This is a genomic window from Candidatus Cryosericum terrychapinii, assembly GCF_003570925.1.
Lineage (GTDB): Bacteria > Caldisericota > Caldisericia > Cryosericales > Cryosericaceae > Cryosericum > Cryosericum terrychapinii.
In genome coordinates this window covers 127,682-150,504 of sequence record NZ_QXIS01000006.1, presented here as the reverse complement: position 1 = coordinate 150,504, position 22,823 = coordinate 127,682, and the positions used below count along the sequence as shown (strand labels likewise).

At 59.6% G+C, this 22,823-nt stretch carries 19 protein-coding genes and 1 tRNA gene; 13 read left to right on the top strand and 7 right to left on the bottom strand.

What is annotated here, in order from left to right; genetic code table 11:
* The 12 genes from SMC7_RS01570 to SMC7_RS01515 form a co-directional block, all read left to right on the top strand.
* On the top strand, positions 1-1,119 hold a 1,119-nt coding region (locus SMC7_RS01570; protein WP_126850698.1), incomplete at its 5' end, for an NAD(P)H-hydrate dehydratase.
* Positions 1,120-1,213: 94 nt separating this feature from the next.
* On the top strand, positions 1,214-1,828 hold the full coding sequence (locus SMC7_RS01565) for a DtxR family transcriptional regulator (protein ID WP_119088625.1): 615 nt from the start codon (positions 1,214-1,216) through the stop codon (positions 1,826-1,828).
* Entirely contained in the window at positions 1,825-3,813 is a 1,989-nt protein-coding gene (feoB, locus tag SMC7_RS01560) for a ferrous iron transport protein B (RefSeq protein ID WP_119088624.1), read from the top strand. The genes SMC7_RS01565 and feoB overlap by 4 nt, the downstream gene beginning before the upstream one ends.
* A gap of 100 nt (positions 3,814-3,913) precedes the next feature.
* The gene (locus tag SMC7_RS01555; protein WP_119088623.1) at positions 3,914-5,359 is read left to right on the top strand and encodes a tetratricopeptide repeat protein; all 1,446 of its coding nucleotides are present in this window, start codon (positions 3,914-3,916) and stop codon (positions 5,357-5,359) included.
* A 74-nt stretch (positions 5,360-5,433) separates the two neighbouring features.
* Positions 5,434-5,913 carry a hypothetical protein gene (locus SMC7_RS01550; RefSeq protein ID WP_126850697.1) on the top strand — a complete coding sequence of 160 codons (480 nt, stop codon included), beginning with the start codon at positions 5,434-5,436 and terminating at the stop codon, positions 5,911-5,913.
* A gap of 9 nt (positions 5,914-5,922) precedes the next feature.
* Positions 5,923-6,378, top strand: coding sequence for a hypothetical protein (locus tag SMC7_RS01545; protein ID WP_119088621.1), 456 nt, complete (start codon positions 5,923-5,925; stop codon positions 6,376-6,378).
* 29 nt (positions 6,379-6,407) lie between these two features.
* Entirely contained in the window at positions 6,408-6,896 is a 489-nt protein-coding gene (locus tag SMC7_RS01540) for an RNA polymerase sigma factor (RefSeq protein ID WP_165845041.1), read from the top strand.
* Complete coding sequence (locus SMC7_RS01535; protein ID WP_119088619.1) at positions 6,877-7,113, top strand: hypothetical protein; 237 nt, start codon at positions 6,877-6,879, stop codon at positions 7,111-7,113. Before SMC7_RS01540 ends, SMC7_RS01535 begins: the two co-directional genes overlap by 20 nt.
* Before the next feature lie 127 nt (positions 7,114-7,240).
* Complete coding sequence (locus tag SMC7_RS01530) at positions 7,241-10,375, top strand: diguanylate cyclase (RefSeq protein ID WP_126850696.1); 3,135 nt, start codon at positions 7,241-7,243, stop codon at positions 10,373-10,375.
* Positions 10,376-10,456: 81 nt separating this feature from the next.
* Positions 10,457-10,549, top strand: a tRNA-Ser gene (locus tag SMC7_RS01525).
* Between the two features lie 134 nt (positions 10,550-10,683).
* The gene (locus SMC7_RS01520; protein ID WP_119088617.1) at positions 10,684-10,914 is read left to right on the top strand and encodes a hypothetical protein; all 231 of its coding nucleotides are present in this window, start codon (positions 10,684-10,686) and stop codon (positions 10,912-10,914) included.
* Positions 10,911-12,932: a hypothetical protein gene (locus tag SMC7_RS01515; RefSeq protein ID WP_126850695.1), complete on the top strand. Its 2,022-nt coding sequence runs from the start codon at positions 10,911-10,913 to the stop codon at positions 12,930-12,932. Before SMC7_RS01520 ends, SMC7_RS01515 begins: the two co-directional genes overlap by 4 nt.
* Positions 12,933-13,020: 88 nt before the next feature.
* Here the strand turns inward: SMC7_RS01515 and SMC7_RS01510 are convergent, their stop codons facing one another.
* Complete coding sequence (locus SMC7_RS01510) at positions 13,021-13,695, bottom strand: TIGR00266 family protein (protein WP_119088615.1); 675 nt, start codon at positions 13,693-13,695, stop codon at positions 13,021-13,023.
* A 324-nt stretch (positions 13,696-14,019) separates the two neighbouring features.
* On the opposite strand from SMC7_RS01510, the gene SMC7_RS01505 reads away from it, so the two are divergent.
* Positions 14,020-14,502 carry an adenosine-specific kinase gene (locus SMC7_RS01505; protein WP_119088614.1) on the top strand — a complete coding sequence of 161 codons (483 nt, stop codon included), beginning with the start codon at positions 14,020-14,022 and terminating at the stop codon, positions 14,500-14,502.
* A 103-nt stretch (positions 14,503-14,605) separates the two neighbouring features.
* On the opposite strand, the gene SMC7_RS01500 is transcribed toward SMC7_RS01505, so the two are convergent.
* From SMC7_RS01500 to SMC7_RS01475, 6 genes are all read right to left on the bottom strand, one after another.
* Positions 14,606-14,974, bottom strand: a complete 369-nt coding sequence (locus SMC7_RS01500) for a hypothetical protein (protein ID WP_119088613.1) — start codon at positions 14,972-14,974, stop codon at positions 14,606-14,608.
* A gap of 250 nt (positions 14,975-15,224) precedes the next feature.
* A complete protein-coding gene (locus SMC7_RS01495; RefSeq protein ID WP_119088612.1) occupies positions 15,225-15,686 on the bottom strand; it encodes an OsmC family protein in 462 nt (153 codons plus the stop codon).
* Between the two features lie 84 nt (positions 15,687-15,770).
* On the bottom strand, positions 15,771-16,940 hold the full coding sequence (locus tag SMC7_RS01490) for a sensor histidine kinase (protein ID WP_126850693.1): 1,170 nt from the start codon (positions 16,938-16,940) through the stop codon (positions 15,771-15,773).
* Between the two features lie 6 nt (positions 16,941-16,946).
* Positions 16,947-17,639 carry a response regulator transcription factor gene (locus SMC7_RS01485; protein WP_119088610.1) on the bottom strand — a complete coding sequence of 231 codons (693 nt, stop codon included), beginning with the start codon at positions 17,637-17,639 and terminating at the stop codon, positions 16,947-16,949.
* Between the two features lie 256 nt (positions 17,640-17,895).
* Positions 17,896-18,606 (bottom strand): SIMPL domain-containing protein, encoded by a 711-nt coding sequence (locus SMC7_RS01480; protein WP_119088609.1) that lies wholly within the window; start codon positions 18,604-18,606, stop codon positions 17,896-17,898.
* A gap of 33 nt (positions 18,607-18,639) precedes the next feature.
* Positions 18,640-22,563 (bottom strand): stalk domain-containing protein, encoded by a 3,924-nt coding sequence (locus tag SMC7_RS01475; protein WP_119088608.1) that lies wholly within the window; start codon positions 22,561-22,563, stop codon positions 18,640-18,642.
* Positions 22,564-22,823 lie beyond the last annotated feature (260 nt).

Below are 22,823 nucleotides of genomic sequence, written 5' to 3'. Positions count from 1 at the left end.
GTGGTTTCAGGAATAGCCGGGGACATCATCGAGATCGTCAACGCAAGTCTCGCGCACGCTGTCGTGGCGGTAGACATCCCGTCCGGCATCGACTGCGACACCGGCATGGCGCTGGGGACTCCCGTCTTTGCCAGCGATACCGTCACATTCGGCCTGCCAAAGCTGGGCCTGTACATGGGAGCGGGCACAGAAGCGGCAGGCGAAGTCCACGTCGAACAGCTCATCTATCCCGACATCCTGCTGGAACAGAGTGCGATCCATGCTCAGTTGACCGAGCCCCCCGAGTTCCCGGAGCGGATGCGGACCATGCACAAAGCCACCTATGGCAAGGTGGCTATCATCGCCGGCTCTCCCGACTACACGGGCGCTCCCGTCTTTGCCGCCGAGGCCGCACTCACCACCGGGACAGGCACGATCCACCTCATTGTGCCTCAGAGCATCGCGGACGTCGTCCGCGTCAAGGTCGACGGGCCGATCGTTCAAGCGTTCGCCGGTGACGTCCTTACCGTCGAGGCGCTCCCCCATATCCTGGAACTGCTGGAAGATACGACTGCGGCACTGATAGGTCCAGGCCTGGGGCGCGACCCCCGGACGCTGGAGGCCGTCCTGCTTCTTGCCACCGCCTTCAAGGGAACGCTCATCCTGGACGGCGACGCCTTGTTCGCCTGTGTGGGTCATCTGGACGTGCTGTGGAAACGCGACAACCCGACGATCCTGACCCCGCACTCCGGCGAATTCGCCCGTCTGGTGGACCTGACACCGGAGGACGTTGAAAAGGGTGGAACGCTGAATTCAGCGCAGACACTTGCTGCTCAGGCAAGCGCTGTCGTGCATCTCAAGGGACACCGCTCGCTCACCGTCCTGCCTGACGGCTCGCTGTACATCAATACGACCGGCAATCCCGGCATGGCCAAACCCGGCATGGGTGACGCTCTCGCGGGCATCATCCTCTCGCTGGTTGCGCGTGGAGTGGCGCCTGACCTGGCAACGGCTCAGGGAGCCTTCATCCATGGACTTGCCGGAGATGCGGCAGCCGAGGTCATGGGGGAAGAGTCGATGGGAACGCCGGAACTCATCATGGCTCTGGCCGCTACGATCAAGGAATTGAACGCCGGATAGCATCACCGGCAGACCTCCCGCAAGGGAAGGTCAGCGTCACCGACCGGGCATAGCCTGGCAGACCGCATGCAGCGGTCAGAGAGGACCGTGTCACATGAGCAACGAAAACGAATCAGTCACGTCGGAAGACCGCGAAGAGTGCCTGGAGGCGCTTTGCCGTCTTGAGCAAGCGCACCACTCCTCGACAGCCGCAGACCTGGCGGCAGACCAGGACCTCGCCGGCAGACGGCTCGACCTAGTGATGTCCGGCGATGTCACGACCGAAGGGTCATCGTTCAATCTCACGAAGAAGGGACGCGCGACAGGCAGACGCATCGTGCGCCGGCATCAGCTGGCCGAGCGTATGCTGTGCATGCTTGGGCTGCGGAAGGATGCCGCCCATAGAGAGGCATGCAAGCTGGAACATGTCCTGACCGACACTGATGCCGCGGACCTCGAGAAGCGTATGGCCATGGTGACCAGTATGGTCGACCTCGGAGCGGTCACGCTGGACCAGGCAGACACGGGAAAACCCTACCGCGTACGTTGGATACGCGGAGGCCCGGTAGTCCGAAGGCGACTGGAAGACATGGGACTGGGGCAGGGTTCGACCGTGACAGTCTGTAACCGTCAATCCGGAGGACCCGTCGAGGTCGAATCCCACGGGGCGTGCGTTGCTCTCGGGCGCGGCATTGCCCTGAAGATCCTTGTCACACCGGAAGACCGATGATGGAGTGCTGCGAAGTCAAGCCCCGCGTTGTACGCGGGGAACGTTTCGACCTGACCATCGCACTGGCCGGCAACGCAAACGTCGGCAAGTCCGTCATCTTCAATGCCCTGACCGGCATGAACCAGATCATCGGCAACTGGCCGGGCAAAACCGTCGAACTGGCGGAGGGTTCCTTTGATTACAAGGGGAAACACATCCGGGTCGTCGACCTCCCGGGCATCTATTCTCTGTCAACCTATTCACAGGAAGAGGTGGTCAGCCGCGAGTTCATCGCTGAGGCCCAGCCGGACGTCGTCGTCAACGTGGTCGACTCGACGGTGCTGGAACGCAACCTGTATTTTACCCTTCAGCTCAGGGAGCTCGGCGCCCCGCTCGTCACAGCGCTCAACCTCATCGACCTCGCCGTCAGGGAGGGTCTGGTCATTGACGAGTCGAAGCTTTCCTCTCTTCTGGGCGTACCCGTCGTCCGCACATCGGGAGCTGCCGGCAAAGGACTCGACGCTCTGGTCGACGCCTGCCTGGCAACGGCTGGCAGACCCCCCGCCGCGCCGATGACCTATGGCAAGGAGGTCGAGGGCGCCATTCAGGCGCTCGAGATGGAACTCACAACGATCACCCTTCCTGCCAAGCTGGTCCATTACGCTCCGCGTTTTCTGGCTATCAAGTTGCTGGAGGGAGACGCTGAGATCGTGGGACACTGCGGAGCGTGTGATTCCGTGACTGCAATGGCAGCCAGACTTGCGCACGACTTGGAACAGATCCACGGAGAATCGGGCGCCAGCATCATGTCCGCGGAACGGTACAGTGCCTGTGCCCGCATTGCCACCGCATCGGTACGGCGACCCGAACGACGTGACGACGCGCCGGGCGACCGCCTGGACAAGGTCCTGCTCCATCGCGTTTTCGGATGGGTGGTACTGGTCGCCGTCATGTTCGCCGTTTTCGGTCTCATCTTCGTCCTGGGAGGCCGGCTCTCCTCTGTCCTGGACGCTCTCTTCAGCTCTCTGCAGAAGGTCTTTCTGGCTCTCCCCATCGTCCCGTGGCTGCGGGACTTCCTGTGGGGCGGCGTCTTGCAGGGTATCCTGGCAGGCATCTCCGTCGCTCTCCCCTATATCGTTCCATTCTACATCATCCTGTCGTTCCTGGAGAACTCGGGATACCTGGCGCGCATGGCATTTCTCACCGACGCCATCATGCACCGCATGGGCCTGCACGGCAAAGCGTTCATGCCCATCATCCTCGGGTTTGGGTGTAACGTACCCGCAGTCCTGGGGACACGGATCATGGAACGCGACCGGGACCGCTTCATCGCCGGTGTGCTCGCGACGCTCGTCCCATGCTCAGCGCGCACGGTCGTCATCCTGGGACTCGTAGGCGCCTTCATGGGTTTCTGGCCCGCGCTGTCGTTGTACATCATCAGTCTCATCATCGTCTTCATCGTCGGGCGCGTGCTGAACCGTTTCATCCCGGGGACCAATCCAGGACTCATCATGGAGATGCCGAAGCTGAAGTGGCCGCCACTGCGCATCACGTTCAAGCAGACCTGGTTCAGGCTCAAGGATTTCGTGATCTTCGCGTTCCCCATCATCGCGGCCGGCTCTGTCGTCCTCTATGTTGTCGACAAACTGGGGTGGCTGATTCCTCTCACGACATGGGCGGCGCCCTTCACTCAGGGTGTCCTGGGGCTCCCTCCTGTGGCGCTGGTCGTCCTCATCTTTGGCGTCCTGCGCAAGGAGCTTGCGCTCATCATGCTGGCCACGCTGATGCATACATCCCAGTTTGGGACAGTCGTGACACCTCAGCAGATGTACGTCTTCGCCCTGATCGTCATGCTCTACGTCCCCTGTGTCAGCACCATCGCTGCACTGAAACGTGAGTTCGGCAATCGCCGCGCGGCGCTGGTCAGTGTGGGCGAGGTCGTGCTGGCGCTCGTCCTTGGCGCCCTGGTCAACTGGGGCTGGAACCTGGTGTCGCTCCTGCGCTAGGCGGGAGTAACGACGTGCTGCCGTTTTGCAGGGCATTGCCGCTCCAAAATGCTTTGACAAAACAACTTCGAGGGCAATAATGTGCGAGGAGAGTGACGCAATGACACAGGAAAACCTGGGCGACCGGCTGAATCTGTACGAAGCGATGTTCGAACGCAACCCGCACGACGGGCTGGTCAGCGTTGGCAAGACGTATCTGTACATCCTCTCCGACCGCCCGCAGGATGCACTCAAATCCGCTCTGGAAGCGTCACTGTCGGTCTCCTCCAAGAGCCTCCGCGTCCAGCTGGCCATCGCGCTGGGGTACTACCTTCGCAACAAGCCCGGCGAAGCTCTCATTGAAAGCCGGTACGCGCTCAACATCGATCCTGCCAGCCCCCTCTGCTATCTGGTCCACGCGAGCATCCTACTGGCTCTGCGGCGCACCGACGAAGCCAAACTCGCGTTCCTGAAGTGTCTCTCGCTCTCCTCCGACAACACCTTCCTCACTGACCTCAGACTCCGCAACCGCCGGGCCATCTGTGTCGCCCAGGTCCAGAACCCACTTCTCGCAGCATACAGCAACCTCAAACTGCGCGTCCCGGACATGACCGAGGCCGATGTGCAGCAACTGGTCGAGCAGAACCCGACCGACCCTGTGCTGAAGGCACTGTTTGCTTCTCTGCAGCGACGCAGCGGCAAGATCCGTGAGGCCCTCGTCCTGCTGGAGAGCGGTCTGGCAAGTTATGAAGCATTTCCTGAGAGACTCTATCTGCTGTGGAAAACGTATGACGACCAGCTCGGCAACCATCAGAAAGGGGAGCTCTTCGTCCGGCGTCTGCTCGAGGTCGACCCGCTCAACGACCGGGCCACCGGCCTGGGCTACTCCAACCTCGATGAGGAGACGCTACGCCATATCAACTTCATCAAGTCTCTCGAGGACCTTCCCGACTCCATCTTCGCCATGGTGCTGCCCGTTCGGGAGCTGGAGAACCTCATTGGAACGACGGAAGTGGATGCTCTCGACATAACGGCCCTGACGCCATGTGAGGAAAGGACTGCTACCACGCTTGAGAAGACCTTTATGCTGCCGGGCATTCCCCAGCAACCTCAAGTTTCCGAACCGGAAGCGTCTCCCCAGATCTCCCCCGCGGTCGCTTCCCTGACGACCGAAGAACCGGCAGTACCCTCACAGCCCGTCATGGCCCACATGGCGAGCATGCTGGAACAGGCACAGCTCATCGCACGCGATTTGCGGCCGACACCCGCGCCGGCTCCGATGTCCCGTCCGCTGGTCAACACCAGCCCCGAAGTCGTCCGGGCCTCCACCCCGGACTCAGCCACGGAAGAATCCAGCCCAGTGTCCAGTGTTCCTCAGCCGATCCCCCCCGTCATTCGGGAACCAGTATCTGTGGCCGAATTCGTCGCCGAGGTCACTCCTTCCAAACGACCGCTGCAACCGGCCGAACCCGTTCATGTGACGATGCAATACGCCAACAGTCTGCTGGAAGATTCACGGTTCGAGGAAGCGCTGCAGGCCTTCCTGGAGCTGAGCCATACGGGCTAGCCTCCAGCCAGGGCGGGACTACGCCCGCCCGTGAACAATGCAGGAGCATCGGCTGTCTAATGATGGGTGATGTGATGAGAAAACTGAGACTGATTTCCTGCCTGATGGTTGGCGTGCTGTGTTGTTCGCTGCTGGCACCGGCCGCCAGTGCGGCATCGACGTTCACGGACGACCTGAATCTCTACAGGACCAACAACAAGACGACTTCGGACACTGCGCGCGGGCTGGCGGCCTTCGTGACCACTGAACTGCTCTTTGCGCGCTCACTCAAAGGGACTACGCCACAGTACCGTTTCCTCGTCCGCACCTACCTGGCTGCGCTCGATCAGGTGAACAGCGCAACTCGACGTATTGTCCGGGACCAGCATGCCAGTGACTGCCTTCTCGCCGACGTCCTCGCACTGGCTGCGGAGAAGCATGTAGAAGCCGCATGGATACTTCTGAAAAGGAGTACTGCAGGACAGGAGCGTTTCCTGACAACTATCACACGGACCCGCCTTCTTGTGGCCAGGTGCAACGTACTGCATGCCCAGCTGACGGGGATGGGAGGGTAGGGAGCGCAGATGTTCGGCATCATTCCGGGCCTGATTACGGCTCGACTGACCGGACTGCTAGGCGGTGTCGTCGTTGCACCATTCGTCATGTTGTTCATGGTGCACTATGACACGTACCGTCTGCCCGTCAAGCTCTCCTGGTTCAAGGCATTCCTGGTGTCTGCCATCTCGTTTCTTCTGCTGTTTGGGCCGCTGATCCTGCCTCGCACGACAGCGCTGCTACGATTCTCGTTTATCCGAGGCACGCTGTTCCAGGCACTTCCGTGGGCGGTCCTCTGGTTCGTCACAGCCTTCGTGCTCGCGTGCCTGGTCGTGTCAGCAATGCTGGGGCTGTCGTTCAGACAGGCCGTGTTATGGTGGGGCATCGCTTTCGCCGCAACACTGACTGTCAGCTGGATCGGGGCACTGGTCGTCGTCCTGCCGTACCGGTATCTCATCCTGCCAAACCTGACAGATTTCTTCTAGCATCGATGCTCCTGGATTTCGAGACGCTTATGAACAGTTGTGCAGATGAAATCTACACATACCTGGTCTCACGAATGGGCAACCGGTTCGACGCGGACGACGTCTTCCAGTCCACGTTCTTCAAGGTGCGCCATTTTCTCCCGTCCTTTCGTGGCGATTCCAGTCCAACAACGTGGGTCATGAGGATTGCCATGAATGAAGCAAGCAGCTTTCGTCAGCACAAAGGGCGAGAGCTTCCCCTGCTGACCCCGGGAGACGCCCTGCCGCAGCCGGGTTCGGATGGGACAGGGTATGACCCGGTGCAAGCGGAGACCGTACAGGATGTCGCGGCAGGCATGCGGCACCTTTCGGGCGACCTGAGAGACGTGTTGTACTTCTACTACTACAAGGAGATGTCCTACGAGAAGATCGCAGGGCTCATCGGGAAGCCCGTGGGAACCGTCAAATCGCGCCTCTTCCGCGCGAAGGAAGCGCTGAAGGCCTTCCTGGAGGCACATCGTGACCATCGAACACAGTAACGACGAGCTTGACCAGTTGCTTCGGACACACTATCACGCGGCTGTCGACGGCGTGACGGTACCGGAGCACCTGCTGCGCCAGGTCCTGACAGCAGCCGAACCGCAACGCGGGCCCACGGCCGGCTGGGCGCCAGTCCTGGCCTTCGCTCTGGCCGGCGCCTCGTTCCTCATCATCCTCGCCTCCTCGCGCGTTGTGGAGGTTCTCCTCAGTCTCTAGACTGCCATCTCACTGACAAGCTCTCCCTGACTCTCTCTCGTCCAGACCTGTCAGCACATGACCTGCGCCATGGTTGGCATTTTCGCTGGGCATGCTATAGTTTCTCCATGGAAAGGGTTTGCAGACCGTGAAACCTGGCGAACGCAACACAGCCAGAATACTCATTCTGCTCCGGTACGCGGTCATTGCTGGAGGCAGCGTCTGGTGGCTTCTTGCCATGCTCAGCCAGACCCCTGGAGCTATCCGGCTCGTGCTTCTACCGGGGATCCTTGTCACCGGAATCGCCTTCAACGTTGCGCTTGACCTCATGGAACGCTTCGCGCCTCGCGGCGGCGTGGCGCGCGCCATCCTCCGCCACCAGATTCTGTTCGATGGCATCGCCATGAACCTCTTCCTGGGCGCGATGGGCAGCCCCCTACTGATGGGCAAGCCCGTGTTCTATGGCGGAACACGCATCCTGCCGTTTGACGCCAGCTTCGTCGTGAGTGGCGCCTTCCTCGTCATTGCGTCCATCATCCTGCAGAACGGGCACTTTCCCTTGTACCTGACGGCTGCCCTGGCAAGCCTCGTCGTAAGCCAAGGGTTGTCAATTGCTCAGCAGCAGGGCAGCGGCTTCATACAGGCGCTCCGGTCAGCCAACTGGGGGGGCATCAGCACAGGGATGCTTGCTGTAGCGGGCGTGGGGATCCTGTCGTATGTTGCCGACGAACATGTCAGGCACAGTCTTCACGCCATGGATACCCGCGTCGCCGATGTCAGTCGTGACAAGGAGCGCATGCAGGCCGCCTTCCACAAGTTGTCCTTCCTTACCGCCATCATCCAGGACATGGCCGCGTCTCAGGCCTATCAACAGGTTCTGGAGGCCATCACGGACCGCGCAGCGCTGTTCTTCTCGGCCGACGACGCTATCGTTGCAACCATCGATGCGGATATGGAGCACCTGTCCGTCGTCGCCGCCAAGAGCGAATACCGCGAGGCTCTCTCGCACCTGCGCATCCGACGGGGAGAGGGAATCCTGGGCAAGACCTTCGACGGCGACACTCCCGAACTCATCAAGAACGCCCTGTTGGACCCGCGCGCCATGCAAATCTACGGCACCCCCGAAGAGCCCGAATCAATAATGGTCGCCCCACTGCGCAGGGGCAGCCAGAAGTACGGCCTGGTATCTGTCAGCCGTATCGGCGTCGAGAATCCGTTCAACGAAGACGACCTGGCCCTGTTCACATCGTTTGCGAACATTGCTGCCTCGGTGCTGGACAACGCCACGATGATGGAGGCACTGAAGCGCAAGAACTTCACGCTCACCGTCACCAACCAGCTGTCCTCGGCCATCGTCTCCCCCTTGCCGTTCGAGGAGGAGATCAGCAGTTTCCTCTCCATCATGAACAACGCGTTCCAGCTGTCGTGCATTGACCTGCTGATGGTAGAGAACGACCGTTTCACCCGGCTCTTTTCGGTGCCGGCGCCCAAATCCCCTGTCCCACCTCAGGAGATCATTGCCCGCATGAACGCAGGAGCAGGCGTCCTTGGACAAGCACTGCGCGAGCGAACGATCGTCAATGTTCCCAACATCACCGACTATGCCAACTACATCATGGCCGATGAGACCACGCACAGTGAGCTGGCCATCCCGATGAAGAATGCGGAAGGACGGGTCATCGCCGTGCTTAACCTGGAAAGTGGCCAGAGCGACTACTTCACCAACGACGTTACCACTGACGTCCTGGCGGTTGCCGGAGAGGTACAGGGATTTCTGCAGGGAAGGCTGATCTGGGAAGAAGTCAAAGAGCAGCGCAATATCCGCGAAGCCATCAATAGAGCAGAGCTGGAAAACATCGACGTCTCGACGACCGAACAGGCAACGGCGCATCTCAGTCGCCTCCTGCAGCGAATCTTGCCTAGGCCAGGGAGTGTCATCCTGCTGGAAAACTCGGGCAACACGGCACGAGCCTGGACTGCCATCCGGGCCGCCAGCGCGGAAGAGGCGGAACCTGTCCGTCTCTTCGAAAGCGAGTTGCGGGCTCGACTAGATGTAACGCACTCGCTGTCGCGCTCGATCACCGGTCTGCTGCAGGGTCGCGACCTGCTGGTCCGTCGGCTGGACTTCGAGCAGCGCCTCGTGGGCTTCGTCATCATGGGCATTGGAGACCACAGACTGCTGACTCTCGGCGAGACCAGTGCATTTGACCTCTTCATGGCTTATGCGGAATCCATCGTACAGAAGATCTTCCTGAAGCAGCGCTCTGCCCTGCTCACGAAGTATCGACTAGCGGCAAAGGAACTGCTCGACACCTCCTTCAAGCGCACAGACCTGCAACAGTTCCTGGCTGCAACGGCTCGCAAGCTGCAGGATGTCATCGAGGCGGACGGATCGGCATACGTCCCCTTCGAAGCAGAATCCAGACAGCTGGTCGTCAGCCAGGCTGACATCACTGGGTTCACTCCGGAGCCAGGAGTCGAGCCGGGTATCCTGGCCGAAGCGTTCAGCAGTCCCAGCATGTCGGTCGTTCACTCTGAAGTCTCGAACACTATGGTCCCGCTCGCCCCAGGGGCCATGACCGAGTTGACACTCCGCATAACACTCGAAGGTGTCCTGTATGGTGTCCTGTACGTGTCGTTCAAACGCCCCGTGCTTCTGACGGACGAAGAGCGGCACATGGTGGAAGCTTTCGTCTCGGACTGCAGCCTGGTCGCCGAGAACATCCTCTATGTCCATCGTATCGATGAGCTCTCGGTGACCGACGAGTTGACGGGCCTGGGCAACTATCGCGCGTTCGTGACACACTCCATTGAACAGTCGGAGCGCACAGCACGGTTTGGTGAAGTGTTCTCCCTCCTGTTCTTCGATATCGACGACTTCAAGAAGTACAACGACACCTACTCCCATCTGGATGGAAACCTCGCCCTCCAGGGCATCGCGGACATCCTGCGCCATAGTATCCGGACTGTCGATTCAGCCTACAGATACGGCGGCGAGGAGTTCGTCATCCTGATGCCGGGCGCCTCTCCCACCGACGCGCGCAAGGCCGCCGAGCGTATCCTCGCGTCTGTCGAACGCAACAGCGCTCGTGACCACCGCCACTTCCGTTCCGTGGTCACGCTGAGCGGCGGCGTGGCAAACTTCGAGGACCGCGTGTCCGATCCACAGAACCTGCTCCTGCTCGCCGATCTTGCGATGTACCAGGCAAAGAAGAGCGGCAAGAACACCATCTACGTCCTGGACAGCCTAGCCAGTCAGAAGCGGACTGCGCCGGGATCGTAGGAATAGTCTGCCGTTTGCTCTCAATTCGTTGCATCTGGGGACGTTTTCCGTATACTTGTTCTGTTCGCGTTCCTACCATGCGGAGAGGTGGCTGAGCGGCTGAAAGCACCCGCCTGGAGAGCGGGTTGGTGGGTAACCCCTGCCACGTGGGTTCAAATCCCACCCTCTCCGCCAGTCTGGAACCGTCCATGCCTGTGGCCAGATGCTCACGTCAGATCAATCCAGGCCCCCACGCACGGATGCGATGCTGGCCTCTTTGAACTCAAAGACTTTACTTGGGCACATGAGCGGCCAGTTGAGGTGACCTGATGGCACAATTCGCGTGTAGTGGACTCAAGAAGCGGCAGATCCTTGCTGCGATGTTCCTGACCATCTTCATCGATCTCCTCGGGGCCGGCGTCATCATCCCGGCCACCGCGTCCATCATCCTCATCCTGCGGATCGCCGCTGGCGCGACGACCACATTGCTGGCATGGGCAATGTTTATGATCCTGCGTGTGTACAACAAGGCCTGCGCCGATGTCACGGCCTCCCCATGAAATGGATCCGATTGCAGGAACGACGCCTCCTTCCTGTTCGCAACGTCGGTATGACTGGCAAGGCCACCCTTGCCATGATTGCAGGCAGTTTCAACGTTACCGAGACACTTGTCCTGCCTGGAACTGCGTACCGTCATGCCCTTGCGGGAGCAAAAACGCTGGCTGACGCCCGGCGCGCGCTGGAGAAGTACGACTTCTCTGCCGACACCCTCTCCTTCGCCCGGCTGCTTGAATCGGTCGGTCCCGACATCATGGAACGATGCTCCCCGGTCGTGCCACGAGCGTGGTCTTGGTTCGACCCGGGGACCTTCGACACGGCGGAGATCCTCCACACACTCACGGAGTTGCAGGACGGCATCCGGGAGTCATGGCTGCGACTTCTGGACATTCAGACTATCCAGAGAGCCCGTGACGCCGGCGTGACGGAGGCCAAGTACCTGTCGACCGCCTCCATGGCGGTCCTCGCGCAACGCGCCGAGCTCCACCCCGGACTCTCGGGCCGCGCCTGGTCGCCGAATGCCAGCCTTGGGGAGTCGAATGCCATCGTACAATGTACGCTAGGTACAGGCGATGGTGAAGCTGCTGCCTGGGAGTGGACTGTCAGTACGACCGGTGAGGTCCTCCACCGGCCAACGCCGTCACCCGCTGACGAACGCCCTGTTACGCAGTCTGCACGTCTGGCCACGCTCCTCGGTGACCGGATGGCCATGCCTTGCATCCTCGACTGGATCTGGGACGGTCAGGAACTGACGTTCCTGTCTGCCCTTCCTGCCCCTGCGCACGTTGGCGCACGAGCGTTCTCACGACGTGCGCTGGCGCGTCTGACACCACGCCCGCTGGCCCCGATGGCAGCCGATATCGTCGTCGAACTTCTCCACAATTTGTCGAAGGACACCGGGGCACTGCTGCTCGGCTCCACCGTACCGACGGTCCCTGACGACGTCGCGAGAGTGTTCGACGGTTCCGTCTACATCGACTCAACCTTCACCCGCAACCTGCTCGACCGCGCAGGGCTGCCGCAAGACGCGCTGGACGACCTGCTGCTGAGGCGCACGACTGCCAAAGTCAGACTGTCCGCCAAGTCCCTCATCCGTCTTCCACGTGCATCGCGCGCGGCGGTAGCCATTCGGCTCGCCGTGCCTCGCCTGGAACGATGGATCAGCAACAACAGTACCCACCTCGCGGAGCTGGACAGCGTCCAAGTCGAGACCCTGACCGGCGACGAGACGCTGGCCAGCTTGCAACAGCTGCTGACCTTCATGCATCCTCTCGTTCTGGACCTCCTCCTGCTGCTGGTTTCGTCCTCGTTCCGGGCAGAGGACCTGAACCATGCGCTGGCACACCGCGGCATCCAGGACCGCCTTGGCGAAGTCCTCGAGGCAGCCAGCGACACGGCCGGTCTGGACCCGTGGACGCATCTCGACCGCATCGCAGCCAGGGTCTCCGACGATACCGCGCGCCTCGCTGCCGAAGCGATAGCGAAGGGGGATTCCGAACAGGCCCTGCGCATGCTGTGCACGGACGTCACTGTCGAGCGCGACCTGGAAGCCTTCATGCGGGCGTTCTCCTTCTTCAGGACATCTATCGTCGACGTCGGATCTCCAACCCTGCAGGAACGCAGTGACCTGCTTCCTGTTGCCCTGCTGCGGGCACGCGAAACCGGGGCAGCCACTCGCGTGCAAGCAGCCCGTGATCCGCTCGCCTGGCTGGATTCGCTGTCCGGCGGCAACAACGTCCTGCTCAGGAAGAGGTACCAAGCGATGATGCAGACGTCCGCCGTCACAGAGAAGGCCTGGTTCTACATCGCCAAGTCGCTGTCGCGAGCCCGGATGCTCCTGCTGCACACAGGAGATCTTCTTGTCGAGAGAGGGCGGCTGGACCATCGCGACGACGTCCTGCTCCTCGAACGCGAGGAACTGACGCAGGACAGGGATCTCAGGGCGATCGCCGCTGAACGCGCAGCCGTCGTCCAGAGCAACATGTCGTCGACCGCGCCAGAGGTTATCGTCGTCGAGTAGTTCTGCCGGGCAGTCAGTGCTCGTGAACATCCTTCCATGCGAAAAGGCCGGCAATGCTGCCGGCCTTTTCCTCGTTCACGAGAGACGTTTAGTCACGTTTGAAGGGCAGCTTGGGGACCAAGTAGTTCACGAAAGCTCCAAAGTTGCGCGTCTGCATATAGATCGTGCCCGGTCCGGTGAGATCCACGACCAGACCCTCGCCTGAGAACAGTGTCTGCTTCAGACCTCCGACAGGCCGGACGTGATAGCCCATCGTCGCGTCGAAGGCCACCATATGGCCAGTGTCCATGACCAGCTGCTCTCCCGGAGCCAGTGTTACAGCGTGGATGGCACCATAGCTGGACATGAAGAACATGCCCACGCCGGTCGCCTTGAGGACGAACAGCCCTTCTCTGGAGAAGAAGGTCCGGGCGCCACCCCACTTGGTGTCGAGCTCAATCGTCGGAGACGACGCAAGAAATGAGCCTGACTGGACGAACAGGCTCTCGCCCCTCATGTCGCGAGCTGCAATGTCCCCCACCATGGTCGGGGCAAAGGTCACGCTGCCCGGGCCATCTTGGGTCGTAAAGGTGTTCTGGAACATGCTCTCCCCACCGACAGAGCGCTTCAGTGCGCCAAAGAGACCTCCCTTGGCTCCTGTGTCCATCCTGACGTTCGATGTCATGCTAACCATGGCGTCCGATTCGGCGACGACAGACTCAGACGGGTCAAGTTGCAGCTCGAGCAAGGAGTAGGACGGCTGATACATGATCTTGTATTGCATGGATACCTCCTGTCAATTGGGCGCAGCTTCACATGTACTGTCCCTGCATGCAGGGTACCAAGCATGCATGGGTTGTCAACCGACGCAGGGAACCCAGGAGAAATAGTGTGGCACAATCGCGAAAGAATCGAGCGTTCAACAACCCCCCCCCAGGTGGTCCGACAGGCCCGTCGTGTACTGGATGCAGCGCGATATGCGCGTCTGGGACAACTGGACCTTGCTGGAGACCACGGACCAGGCCAGTTTCCCGTTGGCCGAAATGCTTCGGTGCGAACTCGTTGCCGAGACCGTGTCTGGCGCTACAATGCCTGTGGAGGTGATGCCATGCAACTGGAGTTGGTAGCTGTGAGGAAGGACGAGGACATGAATATCATCATCGGACAGACACACTTCATCAAGAGTCTCGAGGATATTTACGAGGCTGTGGTGAACGCTGTGCCCGGCGTGAAATTCGGGCTGGCATTCAACGAGGCATCGGGGGTCTGCCTTGTGCGGTGCGCCGGAACGGATGAGCACCTGACCACATTGGCCCGGGACAACGCCTTGGCCATCGGCGCCGGACACATCTTCATCCTGCTGCTTGGGAACGCCTACCCGATCAACGTGCTCAACGCTCTCAAGACGGTGCCGGAGGTCTGCACGATCTTCGCCGCGACGTCAAACCCGCTCAAGGTGGTTGTCGCGGACGACGGAACCGGCCGTGGTATCATGGGCGTCATCGACGGAGAGAAACCGAAGGGCATCGAAAGCGACGGCGACGTGACAGACAGAAAGACTATGCTGCGACAGTTCGGCTACAAGTTCTGAGGCAGTCTACTGCACCTGTGACAATCGGCCAATCTCCGCGTCGCAGACCAGCGTCGTGTAGCTCGACATGTCGGGATTACTGCGGTGTAGACGCGACGCGGCGTTAGAATCCGCGTGACGTTAGAATGAAGATGAGCACAACCGTTCCAATCAGCCAGATTCCTGTCATCGTGCCCCCGATGATAAGAGCCTTGTGTGCCCGGCGCTGGTCGAAGTCGGTCCCCCCGACAAGATCGAACATGTCCTGGGCTTCGCGCGCGAACAGGACCGCGAGAAGACCGAGGACAATGCCGGCCACAGGCACGAACACGGACGCTAGGGCGAAGTGCCAGGCGAGAGTCGCCAGCTCAGATTGGCGCTGCATGACACTGCTCAGACGTATATGCGCGGGATCAAAGAACGCGTCGAGCGTATGGTCCTGGGAGGTGTCTGCTATCGCGGCACTCGGCGCAGCAACTTCCTTCTTGCCCAACCCAGCGACTGGCGTCCCAACGGGAGGCTGATCCTGATGTCTGTTCCTATGTCTTCTGGCTCCCATATTCTTATCATATCAAATCATAGACCAGAGTAAAGTCGGAGTGGCAGGGCCAGAGGCTCTGTCATGACCAGCGTCGAGTTCTGGTGGAGGGCTTCGCCCTCCGCGAAGCGTCAGGGGTCAGAACGCGGATTGCTGACACCACACATCGTGTCAGCAATCCAGACGTACCGGTTTAACCAGGCGATCAGACGACCTCACCGGTCTCCTCGCCCGCGCCCCGGATGATGTGATACCTATGGACCAAGGCGACACCGGGCACCAGTGTCCCGCCGACGGAGCAGTACTTCTCGGCGGACAGCCGGATCGCTTTGGCAACGTTGTCTGTCAAAACAGAGTCACTCGTCAGGTAGTAGTCAACGTAGATGCGGGTGAACCGGTGGGGGTGCTCCTCCGCACGTTCGCCGGACAACTCGACACGGAATCCCATGTACGATTCTTTCATCTTGGCGAGAATCGACACGATGTCCATCCCCGTGCATCCACCAAGCGCCATCAGTAACAGTTCCATGGGGTTGGACCCCGCCCCGTGACCGCCACCCGATTCGGACGTGTCCAGCACAACCCAGTGATTGGAAGGCCCGCGTGCCACGAATGTGAGTCCCTCAGTCTGACGAACTTCGGCGTGCAGCATGTTGTCTCCGGCCATGGACCGCCCCCTGTTGACAAGTCAGCCGCCACGGGCCGCTGGTCTCAGTGTAACCCTGCGAGCGACAGGTGCAAGACGAGCTCTTCAGGAAGCCAGAAGGGACTCGTCGCGTACGATGACAGACCGCGGATAGGAGATGGTTACGCGTGTGCCAACATTGACCGTGCTCCTGATGTCGAGGCGACCACCTTCGATCTCGACGAGATCCTTGGCGATGGGAAGACCGAGGCCCAGGCCTCCGCTCCTCCTGTTGCGCGAACGGTCCCCCCTGAAGAAGCGATCGAACACGTGAGCCAAGTCTTCTTGGGGAATCCCGGACCCGGTATCCTCGACGACGATGTTGACCCCGCGCGACTCATGAACTGCGCTGGAGAGAGTCACGAAGTGTCCCGAGGGCGTAGCAGTGATGGCGTTGCTCAGCAGATTGGCCACTGCCCTGTCCAGAAGCTGACGGTCGAGATGAACCCTCACGTGCGCCTCGAACTGGTGCGGCAACAGAACTCCGCGGGCCGCAGCAATGGGGGCAAACCTTCGCCAGATATACCCCAGCAATTTATCAACGTCGAAGTCCGACTTCTCGGGCATGACGGCATTATTGTCGATCTGGGCAAGCTGCCGCAATTCGTTGATCATGACCTCGAGATTGGCCGTCTCCTGGGAAATCGCTTCTGCCGCCGAATGCAGCTCCTGGGGGTTGGAGATCAGCTCGGCATCAAGAGCTTCCATGTAGCCCTTGATGACCGTCACAGGGGTGCGAAGCTCATGAGAAAGGTTGGAGAAGAGTTCCTGCTCTACCTCGTCACGGCACTTTAGCTCATGCGCCATGTGATTGAGCGAGTCGGACAGCTCGGCAAACTCACGCAGTCCTTGATTGTTCGAGATCTGTGCACCGTAGTCGCCATGGCCGATGCGGTCGGCAAAGCTGGCGAACCCAGAGATGGGCTGAGAGAAGCGTCGCGTGAACCAGCTTGCCACGCCAAGCGCGATCAACATGACGGCGCATCCGCCGATCCACACGGAGAGACGCATCATGTCATGGAACTTGAGATACGTGGTGGTCAGCAGATAGCTGTTTGGCTCAATGACCATCGACTTGATGCCGAAGGGCGACCCATATCCGCCGGCCAGGAAGGTCTTGAATGCTCGTATGAAGAAGGCGTCTGCTACGGTGATCGACAGCACCATGACCAGTACCAGAAGCGCCGCGTAGCTGAGGATCAGCCTGGTATGGAAGCTGGACGTCTTCTTCAACAAGTCACGTTACACCAGGATACGGTATCCGACTCCGTAGATGGATTCGATGTACGTCGGGTTTCCGGGGTCGTCCTGGATTTTCTTGCGGATATTCTTGATGTAGGCATCGATGGTGCGGTCGAAGACTTCGTCATCACTGCCGCCGTAGATCTCTTTGATGAGGCTGGAACGCGAGACAGGCTCACCGTTGGCTTTGACCAGCAGCGTGAACACCTCGAATTCCTTGGGAGTGAGCATGATATCCTTGCCCGCCTTGACAACGCGGTGCTTGCCCGGATAAACGACGATGTCCTTGAAGACCAGTTTCTCCACCGGCGCCGTGTCAGCCAGACGCTCCCAGTCATACCGCCTGAGCGCCGCTTTGATGCGGGCCATGAGTTCGCGCGGGCTGAAGGGCTTGGTCACATAGTCATCTGCGCCGATCTCCAAGCCTTCCAGCTTCTGGATCTCATCACTCTTGGCTGTCACCATGATAATCGGCACGGTCGACTTCTTGCGGATTTCGCGGCAGACCTCCTCGCCGCTCAGTTCGGGCAGCATGAGGTCCAGGATCACAAGGTCAGGTTTCTGCTCGTCAAACAAGCGCAATGCCTCGCGTCCGGTTGCGGCCAGCACGGGTTCATAGCCTTCCTTCTGCAGATAAAGCTTCTCGAGCGTACGGATGTTCTCTTCGTCTTCGACGACAAGTATCTTTCTCATGGCTGTATTCTACCCTCGATGGATGATTGTGTCATCGCTTTATGTGAACAGACAGTGAACCGCAAGTCAGCATAAATAGCGCGTGCAGTTCAGTCACGCCAAGAAGTGGCATTCAACTGGATTCCCGTCCCCAATTGTGAAGAACATAAAATCATACTACCATCCTGCCGCAGGTATGCAACACCGGAAACATGGTTTCGCCCCGTCGAGAGAGATCGACGGGGCGAAACAGACGAACACTATACCGGCGAAACCTTCAGTCGAGCTCGAAGGTGACGGATACCAAGACCGACAGGACATTGGTGCCGGCCTCCACGGGGACGGACATTGCATAGCCCCCCATTCCTTCTGCACCAGAGGTGACCACAGAAGGCCCGGACCAGTCTGCCGCTATCGAAACGATGTCACCCAGGGTATGAGTTGTGCCTGCCAGCGTCCCCAGGGCTTTCGCCCGCGCGTTCGCCATGGCATCCTTCATCAGTCCTGCCTTCAGCTCCTCGCGATTGCTGATCTCGAAGCTGATACTGTTGAAGATGTTCACCCCGGCCTTCGACGCCGCGTCAATGATAGCCGACACGATCTCAGGCTTGGTGGTGACAGCCATCGTATTGCTGACCCGCCATCCTGTGGGTATCGACGACTTCCCACTTGAGTAGTCAAAGTTTTGGTTGACGTAGAAACTGCTGGTCTGGATGTCTTCGCTCTTGACGCCGGCCGCTTTCAGGGCAGCCAGGACGCCGTTCATCGTCGCCACATTGTCCTGTTGAGCCTTCTGCACTGTTGAAGCGTCCGTCTGAACACCGAGGTCCAAATGGGCGGTATCTGGTACAAACGACTTCTGAGCTGTGCCAGTGGCAGCGACAACCCTCGATTGGCGAGCAGGGCGTGCAACCCCGAGGACCAGTCCCACCGCAGAAATGACTACTGCGACGACAAGCAGGCCGACAATCAGTCCCTCATGCTTCATGATGCACGCCCCTCTGATGTGTTGTTACTGGATTCAGGGCTTCGGATACGTGATCTCTACACCCTGTGTCGCCGCAACCCACGTCACCTGCGCGTTGAATGCCTCCGAGATGAACCGGATCGGAACCATCGTCGTGCCCTTGATAATGGTCGGCAGACCCTGGAGCACGATCTTTTTGCCATTCACCGACGCATAGTTGGACCCTATCTGGAGGTAAATCATCGTGGAGCCCAGCTGAAGCCGGATGAGTTTGAATATCGGCTCCCATTCTACCGTCGCCCCGAAAGCCTCTCCAATGAATCGGAGCGGGACCATGACGACACCCTTCACATTGATGGGAGCCGCCTGGAGCGTCTTGGATGCGTCGTTGATCATTGCCGTCTTGTTGCCGACCTGAAGCCGGATCAGCGTGCGCGCCACATAGGTGACAGGGAGGCCGGTCTTGGCAACATTCCCAGCCGCGTCTGTAGACGTTATGTCGATGACGTTCAGCCCTTCCTTCGGGAACATGTACAGGATGCTGAACGAACCATCTGCTGCCACATTCACCTTCGAGCCTCCGACCGTCACGATCGACCCGGGATCAGTCTTGCCGGTGACCGCCACCTGCTGGGTCATCACCGTCGAGTAGATCGTCGGCGACGTTATGCTTAGCACGGGCGGCTTGGTGTCGAGGGTCACGTTCACACGTATCTGACCGACATTGCCGGCCAAATCTGTGGCAACAACCTGGATGGCATTTGCACCTTCGCTAAGTGCGACGCTACCTCCAAAGTCTCCGTTGGCCTGCACAGCAACAGAAGTGCCATTGATTGTCACCGAGGCGCCGGCCTCAGTACGGCCTGTAATGGAGAGCGCACCAGTTGATGTGACAGTGCCTTCCAGTGGACTCAGAATCGTCACGACAGGAGCCGTAGCATCGACCTTGAAAGTCAGTTGCTTTGCCTGTTCCTGGTTGTTCTGCGAGTCCTTGCCATAGTACGTGAAGGTTACTGTGCCATCGGGAATCTGCACCGGTCCACCATAGAGCGTGTCAGTTGTGCTGTTGATGCGGTAGTAGATGGAGACTGGATACCCAGATGGGCTGGTAGCCGTTATCGAGACTGTCGGACGTGTCCTGTAGTAGCCGTTCAGACCATCCGGAGCAGTTGGGTTGGTTACTGCAGTGCTGGTCGGGAGGTTGACAATGGAATACTGAGCGCTGTAGACCAGCGTTTGCTCAGAGGAGGTGTACGCGGCCAGCGTGTAGCTGGTAGCAGGTGTCGAGGGGTTGACGATGTTGGCTGCCACGTCGATGACGACGGTGATCTGCGAAGATCCCGCTACCGCGACGGGCGTAGTGATCTCAACGCGACGGTTGCTCGTGACAGTGAACACGTTGGAGGCCGTCACGCCATTGACACGAACATTCGCCGCAGCCATGGATACGGGAACGGTCGTTCCGCTGGGGAACACGATGTAGATGCGCCCGATGCCGGCCGTAAGTGCCCCGCCGGCTCCGGTCTGGAAAGTCACAGTGTAGCCCGATGCTTTGCCAAGGCCGTTCGTCGTCAACGTCACCTGAGCCTGGCTAATCTGTGAGGTCGTCGTCGTGTATGAGACAGTCTGGGCGCCCACATCCTGGGACGTCGAGACACTGAAGCTCAGGGTCGTCCCCACTGTAGATGGGTTGGAGATGCCCGACGTCGCGGCAATAACCACCGCAACCTGCTGGCTGTTGCCGATGGAAATCGGCGTGTAGATGGACAGCTTGTCAGACCCGTCGAGGCTGATCGACGATACCTGAACGCCGTTCACCGTAACGGACGCGGCAGGGACCGACGAAGGCATGTTCATCGCGGTTGGAAACTGAATGTAGATGTAATCGTTCTGGCTGAGCCCACCTGAACTCGACGTCGTGAAGGTGAATCGCAGCTCGGGGTAAGCACCCTGAGCGGTAGGGTTGGCAGTGACAGCCAAGCTGCTGATGGACGTGCCGACCAGCGCATATTGATTGGAGGTCACTTGTGTCGTATCGATGCTGGTCGAGACCTTCAGCGAATAGCTGCCAGACGTGGGGGGGTTGACGATGCCCGCGGTCGTGCCGATCGTCAGGTACACATACTGCGTGGCGACGGGGATTGTTGCTGGAACCGTAATCGTGACGACGTAGTTGCTCCGTGTTGGCGTCACCTGCACGGTCTGTCCGTTGATAACGAAGCACGTAGGGCAGAACGAACCAGATGGGAACTGCGTGCCGGCAGGGAACTCGACCCTGATCGTATCACCGGACTTGATTCCTGCTGTCGAAGAACTGGTATAGAAGGTGATAGCGAATTGCGCAACGCTGCTGGGAGTAAGGGGGTTGACGCTGACGCTCTGAATAGTCACCGACGCACCACCGATGGTAACGGTGCCGGTGAGTGTCTGGCCACCTCCACCGAACAGGTTAGCAGTAATGCTGTAGGTATTCGCTGTCGTGGGGTTCATCAAGCCAGAACCCGGATAGATGTACAGTGTGTAGGAGGAGTAGGCCACCAGCGGCGTGCCGAACGTCAATGATAGTGTGTTCCCGCCGGACAAGGAGACTGCCGTGAGCAAGCCGGAACCGCCAGATATGTAGACGTTGGAGAGTGAAGGTGTCCCGATGAAGGTGTACCCCGAGAGGTAGAGGAGCATGGTGCTTACCGAATACGTCGGAGTGAAAGACACCTGAAGAGTCACGTTAGTGGCACCCGCGGTCGTGGAGCTCGGGGTGATGGTGAGGCCGCCGGAGCCGCCGCCGATCGTAACGGTGCCTGAAAGCGTCTGACTCCCTCCACCGGTCAGGTTCGCGGTAATGGTGTAGGTATTCGCTGTCGTGGGGTTCATCAGGCTACAACCTGAGGTAATAGTCAGCGTGTAAGGATAGCCGGCCGTCAGTGCCGTGCCGAAGGTCAAGTACAACGCGCTCCCGGACCCGGAAACACTGGTGAGTAGACCGGAGCCACTACCGTAAACGTTGGAGGTTGACGGTGTCCCGTAGAAATTGTACCCCGACAGATTGAGGGATATGAAGCCTACCGAGTAGGTCGGCGTGAAGACCACCTGAAGAGTCACGTTAGTGGCACCCGCGGTCGTGGAGCTCGGGGTGATGGTGAGGCCGCCGGAGCCACCGCCGATCGTAACGGTGCCTGAAAGCGTCTGACTCCCTCCACCGGTCAGGTTCGCGGTAATGGTGTAGGTATTCGCTGTCGTGGGGTTCATCAGGCTACAACCTGAGGTAATAGTCAGCGTGTAAGGATAGCCGGCCGTCAGTGCCGTGCCGAAGGTCAAGTACAACGCGCTCCCGGACCCGGAAACACTGGTGAGTAGACCGGAGCCACTACCGTAAACGTTGGAGGTTGACGGTGTCCCGTAGAAATTGTACCCCGACAGATTGAGGGATATGAAGCCTACCGAGTAGGTCGGCGTGAAGACCACCTGAAGAGTCACGTTAGTGGCACCCGCGGTCGTGGAGCTCGGGGTGATGGTGAGACTGCCGGAGCCACCACCACCTACGATGCTCGCATAGAAGCCGCTCGCATAATCTCCCCCGTCCGTACTGATCGCAAAAGTGTAGTTGCTTGCGGTGGAGGGATTGACGATCCCAATTGAGGAGTTGAACACAATGCTGTGGGGGCCCGCCGGGACGCTCGCCGTTGTGAGGGTCACTACGTTGCCGACCACGCTGGCTGATGCTGGCGTTATGCCGATCATGACCGCGCCGACCGCAATGGAAGATGGTACCGTGAATGCGCTCGGGAACGTTATCTCCCAAGTCGTTGCCGCACTCAACGTAGTAAGATTGATGGTCACAGCACTCGTCGCTCCGGTAGTGTCGGGGCTTGCTACGACAGTGGCGCTGATGGCGCCTGCTCGCGTCTTCGCGGGAGCGCTGAACATTGCCCCACCGACAAGTGCTGCCACGATCAGTATTGAGAGAATTCGCTTTGTCATTCCTATTCCTCCTTGTTACCTATTCACATGGCACTTATGCAGAAGATACGCAGCACCCCAATTCCGGTGCCACCAACCCGCATGTCCAAGAACTTTGCCTGACACTAGTAGTGCTCCTGTTGCATTTCGTGCAGTACAACTGCCTTCACAAAGTCACCACTACAGACAGTACAAGATACTCCCTCGCATGTGCTTCCCCCCTACCCTCTCAGTTCATCGTTCGCACGGTGCATCAACGAGGTACCGCACCGCCACACTCT